At 49.9% G+C, this 12,276-nt stretch carries 12 protein-coding genes; 1 reads left to right on the top strand and 11 read right to left on the bottom strand.

Annotated elements, in window-relative coordinates; translation table 11 throughout:
- Window positions 1–33: 33 nt before the first annotated feature.
- From P22_RS20820 to P22_RS18875, 11 genes are all read right to left on the bottom strand, one after another.
- Window positions 34–180 carry a hypothetical protein gene (locus tag P22_RS20820; RefSeq protein WP_156319061.1) on the bottom strand — a complete coding sequence of 49 codons (147 nt, stop codon included), beginning with the start codon at window positions 178–180 and terminating at the stop codon, window positions 34–36.
- A gap of 477 nt (window positions 181–657) precedes the next feature.
- Window positions 658–2,607: a TonB-dependent receptor plug domain-containing protein gene (locus P22_RS18920; protein ID WP_054261799.1), complete on the bottom strand. Its 1,950-nt coding sequence runs from the start codon at window positions 2,605–2,607 to the stop codon at window positions 658–660.
- Window positions 2,608–2,678: 71 nt separating this feature from the next.
- Entirely contained in the window at window positions 2,679–3,671 is a 993-nt protein-coding gene (locus tag P22_RS18915) for an ABC transporter substrate-binding protein (protein WP_054261798.1), read from the bottom strand.
- Window positions 3,672–3,853: 182 nt separating this feature from the next.
- On the bottom strand, window positions 3,854–5,287 hold the full coding sequence (hutW, locus tag P22_RS18910; protein WP_235814730.1) for a heme anaerobic degradation radical SAM methyltransferase ChuW/HutW: 1,434 nt from the start codon (window positions 5,285–5,287) through the stop codon (window positions 3,854–3,856).
- Complete coding sequence (locus tag P22_RS18905) at window positions 5,284–5,805, bottom strand: flavodoxin family protein (RefSeq protein ID WP_054261818.1); 522 nt, start codon at window positions 5,803–5,805, stop codon at window positions 5,284–5,286. The genes hutW and P22_RS18905 overlap by 4 nt, the downstream gene beginning before the upstream one ends.
- 40 nt (window positions 5,806–5,845) lie before the next feature.
- On the bottom strand, window positions 5,846–6,580 hold the full coding sequence (locus tag P22_RS18900) for an ABC transporter permease (protein ID WP_054261797.1): 735 nt from the start codon (window positions 6,578–6,580) through the stop codon (window positions 5,846–5,848).
- Window positions 6,580–7,362, bottom strand: coding sequence for an ABC transporter ATP-binding protein (locus tag P22_RS18895; RefSeq protein WP_235814729.1), 783 nt, complete (start codon window positions 7,360–7,362; stop codon window positions 6,580–6,582). The genes P22_RS18900 and P22_RS18895 overlap by 1 nt, the downstream gene beginning before the upstream one ends.
- The gene (locus tag P22_RS18890; RefSeq protein WP_054261795.1) at window positions 7,319–8,125 is read right to left on the bottom strand and encodes an ABC transporter ATP-binding protein; all 807 of its coding nucleotides are present in this window, start codon (window positions 8,123–8,125) and stop codon (window positions 7,319–7,321) included. The genes P22_RS18895 and P22_RS18890 overlap by 44 nt, the downstream gene beginning before the upstream one ends.
- Window positions 8,122–9,135, bottom strand: coding sequence for a FecCD family ABC transporter permease (locus tag P22_RS18885; protein WP_054261794.1), 1,014 nt, complete (start codon window positions 9,133–9,135; stop codon window positions 8,122–8,124). Before P22_RS18885 ends, P22_RS18890 begins: the two co-directional genes overlap by 4 nt.
- Window positions 9,132–10,208 (bottom strand): ABC transporter substrate-binding protein, encoded by a 1,077-nt coding sequence (locus tag P22_RS18880; protein ID WP_054261793.1) that lies wholly within the window; start codon window positions 10,206–10,208, stop codon window positions 9,132–9,134. The genes P22_RS18885 and P22_RS18880 overlap by 4 nt, the downstream gene beginning before the upstream one ends.
- A gap of 366 nt (window positions 10,209–10,574) precedes the next feature.
- Window positions 10,575–11,135 carry a hypothetical protein gene (locus P22_RS18875; RefSeq protein WP_054261792.1) on the bottom strand — a complete coding sequence of 187 codons (561 nt, stop codon included), beginning with the start codon at window positions 11,133–11,135 and terminating at the stop codon, window positions 10,575–10,577.
- Between the two features lie 589 nt (window positions 11,136–11,724).
- Here P22_RS18875 and P22_RS18870 point away from each other — a divergent pair.
- The gene (locus P22_RS18870) at window positions 11,725–12,003 is read left to right on the top strand and encodes a hypothetical protein (RefSeq protein WP_054261791.1); all 279 of its coding nucleotides are present in this window, start codon (window positions 11,725–11,727) and stop codon (window positions 12,001–12,003) included.
- The last annotated feature ends 273 nt before the right edge of the window (window positions 12,004–12,276 follow it).

Raw genomic sequence — 12,276 nt, 5'->3', positions numbered from 1 at the left:
ATGCGTCTTGCCTCGTATTTTACAAAAATCTCCCTACCCGGCAGCCAGGTATCCGCCCCGGCCTGCAACAGAAAAGTCCGGAACCGGTAATGCCTTTCCGTTGCGATGGTAGTTGAAGATAGAATCCATCATCTGCTGCATCATGTCGCACACACAGCCTGCATCCTGCCGGCAACTCATTACCCCGGGCTTTCCCCGCTTGTAATTTGGAAGAAACCCGTTGTATAATAAACATGTCGTCGCGGACAGCCTGGCTGTTACGTGTAGGTGTTCTGGCACCTTGCGCGTGCCTGGAAGTGTTCCTGCACTTTCAGGTCACGGCGACTTTTCGATTTCCACCTATTTCTAATTATAGCCTGTTTTAAACGAATTGCAAGTAAATGGACCGGGAATGAACAATTTTTTCCCGGCTGGTTGCATATTTTTTGTTTAATGGGTATAATCTAAGAAAAGGACTGACGTGCTCGATACACGTCAGCCCCCACAGGTTGTCTAACCGAACGGTTAGCCTAAAGTAGGAGTTATTAAGAAATAACCGCGAACCTAGGCCAAGTGAAGAGAACCCCTTTTATTAGACAAAAACAAGTCTATTGAAGGGGGTTCACTTCATTTCGAGCAAGGGCGGTTATTTCTTTTTGGCCGTGAAGCGCTGTTTCGTTAGAATGTGTAATTCATTCCAACCCGCCACAGGCGGCCTTCCAAAACAAGTTCGTCAATCTTTTTGTCCAGAATATTATCAACGCCAAAGTAGGTACTGTAGCGTTCATTCCATTTCTTATTGATTGTAAAATTCAACGTACCATAATTATAATCGGTATCTTTGTCCTCGTCATCTTTATAGCGGTAATCGCGTACCCACTCATACCAGAGAATACTGCTGATGCCGGTGCGTTGCGCATCATCATAATGCAGTTGGACGGAATAGCGGTTTTTGGCCCGGTCCTGTAAAAATTCACCAGTTTTTGCATTCTTCGCATCCAAAAAAGTATAGGCGGTCTTAACCGTAAAGTTATTGGAAAGATGCCGCCCGGCTTCCAGTTCCACGCCTTTAATTCTCGCTTTGTCGATATTCACATATTTTGAGGTGGAAACCGACCCGGCACGCGTGGTTTCCGTGCCAATCAGATCGGTGACGTCATTGTCGAAATACGTCAGCTTCCCGAAGGCCGCCCCCTTTTCCCCCTCCAGGCTGATGTCATAGCTCGTTGATTTCTCCGGTTTTAAATCGGGATTGCCTATAACGATAACCGTTCTCGTCGGAATGGGGCGGCGTGTCATTTTCATGTATAATTCACTGATGCTGGGTGCTTTGAATCCTTTGCCAAAATTCGTCTTTAGTCGGAAATTATCCGCAAAATGATAGGTCATTCCCAGTTTCGGACTCAGGCTGTCCTCAAATCTATTACTGTCGTCATAACGCAGGGAAGGAATGAGCAGTAGTTTATCGCTCAGCTTCCATTCATCCTGAACATAGACCGCCTGGTAGTCCACGCTTTTTTCGGATATGGATTTGCTGATGCCGTGCTCGGTTACGGTGGAGACGGCGTCCCCGTTATCTTCCAGCCGGGTGCCGCGGTATTCGCTCGTCCGGTATTCACCGCCAAAGGTCAGCACGTGATCATCCTGCAGCCGCATGGTGTTTTTCCCGTCGATCGCCCAGGTTTTATAGTTGGCCCTGTCAAAATCGCTGTAACTGCCGGGTCCTTCCAATTGATCAGTATTTTTTTCCAGTTCATTGTAATAGGTGCGCAACTCATAATTGCCCCGGGTGGTCCGGCCCCGGTAAGTCAGTCCGTAAGAATTTCTCGTATTCGTGAAATATTCCCGGCCGCCGTCATCAGTATAATCCGTTGTTTTTAGGTGTTCACTCATCCGTTCATAGAAAACATCAATATTCTTGCCTTCCGCCAAGTCGTAAGTGCCACTGATATTATAAAACTGGCGCGGGCCATACATATTTGTGGTCTCGGACCGGCGTTGCTTTTGGATGTCGGTAAACAAAGTATCGAACGTCCATGCCCATTTTCCCTGTTTGCCCAAATCAAGATGGTAGGACGCATTTTGTTGCTTGCTGCCGGTAGACAGTCCGATTGTGCTTTGCGGTTTCTCCGGTTTTCGCATAATAATATTAATCACGCCGCCCAAAGCCTCGGAGCCGTAAAGCGAACTAACCGGTCCCCGGACAATTTCGATCCGCTCGACATTATTGATATTAACACGGTCTAATTCATATACATTAGCCGTCGACCCGGCATCCTCACCGGCCATCCGCCGTCCGTCAATCAAAATCAGCGTTTGATTGGTGTTCATCCCGCGCAGGCTGACCTGGTTGCCTACCATGCTGGCTTCCGAAAGATTCAAATTCAAGGCAAGCTTTAACGCCGTTACCACCCTTTCAGCCCCCATGGTTTCTATGTCTTTCCGGGTGATGACTTCAACACTTGCCGGTGTTTCTTTCACTTTCTGCTCGGTGCGGGTCGCGGTAACCACCGTTTCATCGAGTTGAAAGATCTCCTCTTCGGCTTGGATCGGCAAACTCAGCGCCGTCATGATACCGAGGCTTACCAACATCATTTTGTTTGCTTTCGGATACTTGCGTCTTTTCACCTGACAATCTCCTCTCCCTATGTTTACAATTACCCTCCGTGTTTTCTGGATTTGCAAAGCCTTGCCTTCCTTTATCTCCTGGCAGAAACAGGTTCCACTGTTTCATCCCGCCCGTTTGGATATAACAGCCCTGCCAGCACTGCAACCGCCTCGCCGGCCTGTGTCCCGGGATTTACTGCAAATAACTGATAAGGAAGTTTATGCACCCGGTTTTGCCGTACGGCTTTGATGCCTTGCCACGCCGGATGGCTTGCCAGTTCGCGGCGGAACTTCTCCTCCGCCCTGGCATCGGAACTGTGTGAAATAAATAGTATAACCTCCGGATTTGCCTTGGCTACAAACTCCAGGCTGAGCGGCACATAACCGCCCGCCGGGACGGCATTCTCTGCCTGATCGGCCATATTGACGCCGCCCAGGCGTTTTACCAGATCACCGGCAAAACTGGCGGACAGGGCCATATTAAAACTTTCCGCCGTCCCCCCAAGGATGAGCACCTTAGGCGCAGGCTTTCCTTTAGTGCCGGCCACAGCCGCATGATACCGCTCTTCAATCCGCGCAATTTCGGCGGCAGCTTTGTCCGGTCGCCCGGTGAGTTCTCCATAAAGTCGCAGCGTGTCCAAAACCTGTTGATAATTCTCCAGTGTTTGCAGCAGAACGGGAATGCCCGCCTTTTCCAGAACAGGGACAAGCACATGGTGGGGCGAAATATTGGCCGCCAGCACCAGATCCGGCTTCAGGGCCACAATCTGCTCCAGGCTGGGATTCGGCGGCAGACCTACCGTCGGCACCGCATGAACGGCGGCCCGTACAGCCGGTGTCAACGTCCCGGTTGTTGCCCGGCCGATGAGTTTGCCGCCGGCGCCAATAAACAAATCAATGTTGGAGGCATTGAGCGCCACTACCCGCTGCGGATGCGCAGGAACAGAAACCCGGCGTCCGGCACCGTCGGTCACTGTACGGACAGAAACCGTCCGCACCTCATTCCGGCTTTCCTGCCCCAACGGCAGAAAACTGCCGGCAAGCAAAAACAGTACAATCATACTGCCGGTTATTTTACGAACCATATACAACACCTCCTTACTCTGCCCGTCCTTTCCAAAACAATGGACTCCTATAAAAAAAGTTCCGTGCTACAGTGTCAGCAACGGAGCTCTGGGCCCTCTACCAATGTACAGTTTTCATCCGGTCATTGCCTGTTCATGAATAGCATAAGATACTGATTGTCTATTTCATGATTTTTCCTGCTTTATCCCTGAACCGCCACCTTTTGCCGCTCCCAGGACCAAGCGCCGTGCAGCAGGGCGTTGGCGCACTCCAGCACCGACTGCGTCAGGTTCACATACCAGAACTGTCCCGCAACCGTCAGCCGGGTTATACCGGGTTTCCGGATTACCAGCCCCTGTTTTTCCCATAAAGCCAGCAGCACATCCAATTCGCCGATGCGGGGGTCAAATTGTGCAGCAAGCTGGCTAATGTCCAAATAACCGAGTTTAAGCTGGCTTTTGACTGCATCATGCAGATCAGCCGACGGATGCGCTGCCGTCATCATCATAATCGGCTTCTCTCCGTTGTCAATCCGCTTGATATACCGTTTTACATCCCGTTCCTGCATCAATGAGAAACCGCCGACTCTTCCCCCTGCCCCGGCACCAAAGGGAAGCCTGGTATGGCCTTGCTGCACCGCGGTATTATACAGGTTGCGTTCCCGGTTGGTTTTTGCCCAATGACAAACGCTGATCTGGGTAACAGGCCATTCCGCCAATATGCGGTGAGCCGCTGCAAACAGTTCGGCCTGTTCCCGGATGGCTGCCGCAACAGGCAAATGTCCGGCTTCCATTTCTTTTTTCAAAATGCTGTTTTCATAAACATTAAGTTGATACAAGTCCCAGCCGTCCACTGCCGCCGTTTTTAACGCCGCAATATCCTCGAGCCAAATATCCGTCGTCTGGTATGGCAGGCCGTAGAGCAAATCGATGATCACGCTCGCCTGATTATAACCGGCTAAAGCCGCCAAACGTTCCAGGATGGTTTCCCGGTCATCCAGACGGCCAACCGCCTGCCGTACTTTGGTATGGAAAGACTGTACGCCAAGCGATACCCGGTTGACGCCATTCTCAAACCAGCTATCCATTTTGGCCGGAATCAGGTCGTGGATCCTTCCTTCCAATGTCAGTTCGCAATCATTGGTCAGCGGCAAATACGCGCGGATTGCCTTTAGCAGCCGCCCGGCATTAAACGGGGAAAGGCAGCTGGGCGTTCCGCCGCCGATAAATACGGCATTAACCGGAGCTGTCAGACAGGGAGTACCGGCATGCATCTTCAATTCGGCGATCAAACGGTCAATATAGGCAGTTTCCAGTTCTTCCTGGCAAAAGTTCTGAAAGAAGCCGCAATAGAGGCATTTATGCCGGCAAAAAGGGACATGAATGTACGCCGACCGCTTTCCTCCCGTCCCCGGCTGCTGTAAAGCCGCCTGCCACAGCCCGTCCCACGTTCCCGGTTCCAACAGCTGCCCCCTCACGTCGCTATGCAGAACGCGTTTGACAGGGAACGCCGCCTGCAGCGGTTGATCCGTCTGGCAGCCAACCACCAGCGCATACAGTTCCGGGTCCATTGAGGCCAGGATGTCTTGTAATCTGCTGCCCTTTTCAGCCCCGTCCATAGACACCGGCCTTGTCATAAGGAGCCCTCGCGCAGTTTCTGACGGATTGTTGCAAAGGCCGCTTTTGCTTTAGCCAAATCGGCCTCATCCGGATGTTTGGCCGCCTCATGATACCGGGCGGCGCGTTCCGGGGTCATCGCATGGGGGTGACCTTCAGGCAGGTTTTTAAATTTTTCCGCCAGTCTCGGGTCAATTTTACCCTGACAGATAAAGCTGCCGATGAATTGGTTGCTGCCATCCAGCAACGAACGGGCATTGTCCATGCTTTTGCGGGCATGTCCCGAATCCGGATACGCCCCTAGCGTTGCGAACAGGGCCACCTTCTTATCCCGCAGGCCGGTAATATAATCCTGCGCTTTTTTATCCGCCGTTCCCCGGTCGACCCAGAATCCTGCCGCAATCAAATCATAGCCGTCTGCTAAAGGCTTCTCTTCCACCGGAACAATATCGGCTTCATCGCCGAAAACCTCTTTCACCGCTTCCGCCACTTTCCTGGTATTTCCCGTCAGACTCGAATAAATAATGAGTGTTTTCACTGAACTCTCTCCTCGCAAATTATTTTTGAAAATCCGGCCATTATTCATTATAGGCAGCCAGCTTCCTCACCCCCAGCCACAGCATCAGGCAGCTAAAGAACAGCAAAATGGCGGCTTTGGTCAGAGCAGCCTCCCCCCAGGCCGGCAGCCGCAACAAACCGTTTACGAGACTCAACGGCAACATAGCGACGATCTCGCGCACCAGGGCCGGAAAATGCTGTTCCGGGAAAAAGGAACCGCCGAAAAAGATCATCGGTGTCATTAAGAAATTATTAACCAGCGAAAGATCATCAGGATCAGCCACCCATAAACCAATGACCAAGCCAAACGCCGCAAAGAAAAAAGCGGATAAAAGCACACCGCAGACAGCCGCTGCCGTTAAACCCGGAACGTCAAAAAACAGCCAGGCAACTCCATAAACCAGCCCGCCCAGCAATAAGCCCCGCGTCGCTCCGGCCAGCACCAGTCCGCCGGCCACCTGCGTAAGAGAAACAGGACTCAGCAGCAGCGTCTGAAATGTTTTAAAATAAATGCGCCCCACGCTTGCCGACAAGGACGTTTGTTGAAACGAATTCAGCATAACGGTTATGCCGAGAATCCCTTTGGCCAGAAACGGAATGTATCCCCCGCTCACGTCCAGGCGGGACCCCAGCCCCCAGCTGAACGCAAATAAATAAATGACCGGAAACATAAGCGAAGAAAATACCCGGCCGAGCTTGCCCATTTTCTTTTGCATCAAAATCAGTTCCCGGCAATACACAGCAAGACAGCCCATTATTCCGCCCCTCTCCGGATTAAGCGCAAAAAGGCTTTCTCCAGGGTAAACTTCGGATCACCGTTTCCTTCCGCCATATTCTTAATCTTTTCCGGCGTTCCCGTCAGCAAAAGCCGGCCTGCTTTCAAAAGAGCCAGCCGGTTACAAAGCTGCTCCGCTTCATCCATATAATGCGTTGTCATAAATATCGTTTTGCCCTTGCCGGACAAGTCACGGATCATCTCCCAGATATCCTGGCGCACATCCGGATCGAGTCCTACCGTCGGCTCATCTAAAAGCAGCATTTGCGGCTCAGGCAGCATCGCCCGGGCGATCAGCACCCGTCTCGCCATTCCGCCCGAGAGCATGCCGATGTTTCGCCCGCCAATATCTTCCAAATTAAATTCCTTCATAATCTGTTTTACCCTCAACTTGACAGCCGGAACGCCAAACAGCCAGGCGTACAAAGTCAGGGCTTCCCGGACTGTCAGTTCCCGTTCCAGATTATTCTCCTGCGGTACCCAGCCGATCTGCTGTTTGACTGCCGCCCTTGCGGCAAGGCCGTCCCGGCCCAAAATAGACAACCGTCCGCTAAGGGGCCGGCTCAGGCCGGCAATGATTTTCATTAGCGTCGTTTTACCGGCGCCATTCGGTCCTACCAATCCAAATACCTCCCCGGCATTAACGCTTAAGGATACGTTGTCCAAAACGGATTTTCCCTGATAGATTTTCGAGATATTTTCCATTCTGAGCATCTCACTATGCTCCATGGCTGTTGCAAATGTCGTGTGGAAGACAGACAAGCTGCTCACATCCTCCTTGTTCAATCATGATAACCGTAGCTTCCACTCCGTATAAAGAACGGAGGTTTTCCGCCGTCAATACATCCCCGGCCTTGCCGTCGGCAAAGATTTCGCCGTTTTTCATGGCAACGATGCGATCGCTGAAACGGGCGGCATGATTCAAATCATGCAGTACCATAACAACCGTTAAATGCCGTTCCCGGTGCAGTTTTTTCACCAATTTCATGAATTCCAGCTGGTGATGGACATCCAGGTAGGTGGTCGGCTCATCAAGCATCAGAATTTCCGGCTGCTGGGCCAGGGCCATTGCCAGCCACGCCCGTTGCCGTTCACCGCCCGATAACGTATCCAGCCGGCGGAAAAGCAGGTCTTCCATTCCGGTAGCCACAGCCGCCGACAGGGCTGCGGCGTCGTCGGCCTTCGCCGGCTGCCCGAACAGGCCGATATAGGGGGCGCGTCCGGTGGCAATAAGGTCACGCACCAGCAGATCCCCCGGCGCCTGCACCGACTGCGGCACTACCGCCATCAGCCGTGCCACTTCCCGGGGGCGCATCCGGTGAATATCCTTGCCATTTAACAGTACCGTTCCCGCAACCGGCAGCAGAAGCCGGCTGAGCGCTTTTAATAAAGTCGATTTTCCTGAGCCGTTCGGCCCGATTATCGCTACGATTTCCGGCTCGTCTATCGTTATATCGAGGCAGGAGGAAATGATGTTTTCGCCGTACCCCAATGCCAGTTGTCTGGCTTCAATAGTGCAACTCATCGTCTTATTCCCTTTCGCAGCAAATAAATAAAGAAGGGTGTTCCCATAAACGCCATGACAAGGCCAACCGGAAATTCCACCGGACTAAATACCGTGCGTGCCATCAGGTCAGCCGCTACCACCGTTACCGCTCCGAACAGGGCCGAGCAGGGCATTAGATACTCAAAATCGGAACCAACCAGCATCCGGGTGATATGCGGCACAATCAAACCGACAAAACCCAGCAATCCGGCCACGCTCACGGCGGAGGCCGCGAGCAGCGCCGCCAGGGCAATCAGGCCAAAACGCACCCTCTGTACCCGTACACCCAGGCTTTTCGCCACTTCATCGCCCAGCTGCAATAAATTTAAATAACGGGAGGACACAATAACCCCTGCTGCGCCAACCAGAGTGTACGGCAGTATCAGCCGGATATGTTCCCAGCTTTTCCCCAGCAGACTGCCAGCCATCCAGTTAACCGTTCCCTGAATCTTATCCGAACAAAAAATCATCAGTATGCTCATGCCGCCGCCCAGCAACGAAGCCACAGCCACTCCAGCCAACACCATCGGCAAGGGCTGAATGCCCTTATTCCAGGCCAAAGCAAACACCAGCACCAAGGCCGCAAGGGCGCCGAAAAATGCAGCCAGCGGCACAAATGCCGTCAGCTCCGGCCAGAAAATCATCACCAGCATAGCGGCGAGGCCCGCACCGGCCGACACGCCGATAATACCGGGATCAGCCAGCGGATTGCGCAGCACACCCTGCAGGACACATCCCGCCAGGGCCAGGTTCATTCCTGTCAAAGCGCCGATAAAGACGCGCGGCAAACGAATATTGTAAATAATTTGATACGCTTCCCCCGTTGTATTCCCTAAAAATGACTGCCTGATTTCCTGCAGGCTGACCGGAACCGCTCCGGCCATAACCCCACCGATTAAAACCAGCACCAGCATGGTCACAGCCATCAGACCGATCCCTTTGCGCAGGACAACGCGCGGGTCCCGTTGTACACACTTTACAGTATTCATGATGCACGACCTTTATAAAGAAGATCCGCCAGAACGCCAAGTGCCTCTCCCACTTGCGGTCCGGGCGCGAGCAAACGGTGCGGCAGCGGATAAACGGCATTTTGCCGCACTGCATCAAGCCGTTGCCATGCAGGCTGCCCGGCCAGTTCCCGATAAAACCGGTTTTCGGTTAGGGGAACAGGACCGTGATTAACCACTAAAATTACATCCGGCCGGAAGAGCGCAACCGTTTCCAGGCTGAAAGGCGTATAACCCGAATTTTCCTCAATGTTCACAACCATATCCGCCATATCGACACCTCCCAGGCGTTTTACCAAATCCCCGACAAAACTATGGGAAAGAGCCGTATACAGTTCATCGGCAATCGCCCACAAAATCAGCACCTTCGGCGATGGTTTAGCGCCGTGCTGCCGTACCAGTTCCCGGCGCCGGTTTTCCATGTCTTCAATCTTTCTGACCGCTCGTTCGGGATTACCGCTTAATTCTCCGTATAACCGCAACGTTTTTAATACATCGCTATAGCGTTCCAAAGCCTGCAGCAAAACCGGAATACCATTTTTCTCCAAGACGGCGGCGAGCGTATGATGCATCGGCACATGCCTCCTTCTCAATACCAAATGATGCATCCCCAGCACCAAATCCGGTTTCATCTCAATTATCCGTTCTACATCCAGGCAGGCAGGAAGGCCTATTGTCGGAATGCCTCTGACTTTTTCCTCCATATCCGGCGGCAGCATATTCGTTGACACTCTGCCGATAATGCTCCCGCCGATAGCATAGTAAAGGCCCAGATTGGATGCATTCAAAGCGATTACCCGCTGCGGACGCCCCGGTATCGCCACCATTCTGCCGGCACTGTCGGTCACCACCCTGGGTGATCCTCCGGACAGGGCTTCTGCCGGTGTTGACCATCCGCGTTCACAACCTGTTATTAACTGTATCATCCCGCATTTCGGACATTTAATCTCAATCGTTTGGACAACACCGCGATAAAGCAGCCGGTTGCAATATTTGCAACGCATCGACGGCAAAGTTTCCTGCAGTTCCCTTACCGTTTTGTACCCGGCCATCATCTGTCAATCACTCCCTTGTTTCCATGAACTTATTTCATACACCTTTAGAAACAGCAGCCCTTACGGTCAAAAAAACAAAACTCCGTGCACATAGATTGCGCAACGGAGCTCTCGGCTCTCTTACTTGTCCATAAAGGAAAACTACCATATGTATTGTGCATAAACTCTTTTACCATTATTTTAATGATAATAATTATCATTGTCAACACATTTTTAAACATTCCTTTGTTACCCTGTATTCCTAGGGGTGACTGTATTACTGCGCCAGGAACGGGCATCACTATGCGTGTCGATCAGCCGGAGAAAAACTTATCACCGGATTCCTATTATGGTTACGTATATAACCGGAAAATCAACTTGCTTCGTCTATTGTTTAGTCACAATCTTAAATAAGCCATTAAAAAATATCATGGCTAAAAAACATACTATACCCGCAATACATCCTCTATACGATTTTATTTTAGCCGATACGGTATTGTTTAGCTTATTATTACGGAAGGTTTTATCAACCCGGACCAAATGTACCGTATTTCCAAGTCTCTTGGGTATTACGATTCCGGAGCTTTTTCCATTCATAAAAATGATACCATTCTTGTCCGGTTTTAAATCATAAAGCGCATTCCACTTCCCACAGTAGCTTGTATTAATCCCTATAGACCCTATCCCCAATTCGGGAATTGTTGCTTTATGACACAATTGGCCGGACATAGAAATTTTACCATGAGCTTTAATAGTAGCGATACAACTAAAAAAGAATAAGAAAATTCCCCCAAGTCCCCCTATGTCTTTGACAATATACTTTCCTGCCAACCCGAAGATTACGGCTCCGTACCATATATACATTTCTTTTTCAGACAAGAAACGGGCAAATTGTAAATAATCTTCTTGAGTTAATGTAACAGTCGCTCGTCTGCCTTTGTTTTCCATGAAACTCTCCTTAACTTATGTGGTCCTTTTATTTTCTTTCATATAAGAAAAATTCCTTCCTTTTTCACCGCTTGTCATAAGTTAGAGCTGTAACCATCCCCTCTTTCACTGCCGGACAGGATTTTCTCCCGGACGTTGCATATTTTTTCTGGGTATAATATAAGAAAAGGGCTGTCTAACCGGAAAACGGTTAGCCCAGATTATCCGTTATTTCTTTTTGGTCGTGACCAATATCATGAGCGTGGCAAATGCGACAGCAAATTTGTTTTAACAAGGAAACTAATACTTAAACACTATAAATTTAGATTGAAACACTAATAAAGATGCTTTGGGAATGTTGCTCAGAACTGTGAAATAACAGCCTATAATAGTGTTTTGGCATGAATTTTGCTTAATATTATAGTAAGCGAATTTAAGATTGAGATGCAAGGAGGTCCTGCTATTCTATACCAAGCGAATTGTTATCCTTTTATATTGCGTTTGTAAAAGGGCATTTCAGCATGCAGTGTAACTACGGTCTAAAGCAAAGAAACAAGCTAGTTTACGGTTTTCTTGGTACATTATTTTAAAACAGTTCTGGAGGATTGAAATGAAACTTTATAAAATTACAATTACAGGAAATGATACAGATTTTGCTATCCGCTATACATCTTCTACCAATTTTGTTACATATAACGACTGTCAGTTTACAGGAACAGAACAGGAAAAATATAGTCAATTTTTAGCAGAATTACAAAAAAACGCCGGAGAACAGACAATTAATATAAAGGTAAAAATGACTAATAAAACAATCGATAGAGCATTTACCAAGAGTGTGATACTGGGAATTAAGGATGTTGGAGAGTTTATTCAAAGGCTAGGTGCTTGAAGTACAAAAATAGGCCGGGAACACAATTAAGCGGCTCAATTGATATGTCTCCCATCTATTTTTTTCTTAAACCGGTCCCTGTCAAGACAAAAACATTTTTCCAGAATTTGCAGCAACCTGCCGGCAGGATTTTTTCTGACCGATTGCATATTTTTCATTCTATGGGTATAATATAAGAAAAGGGTTGCCGTGCTCGATACACGCCAGCCCCGCAGGCTGCCTAACCGGAAAACGGTTAGCCCAATTTTGCGTTATTTAAGGATAACCGCCGTC

The sequence above is a fragment of the Propionispora sp. 2/2-37 genome (assembly GCF_001298735.1).
Lineage (GTDB): Bacteria > Bacillota > Negativicutes > Propionisporales > Propionisporaceae > Propionispora.
Note: the sequence above shows the minus strand (reverse complement) of the source record. Positions and strands in the feature narration are given on the sequence as shown.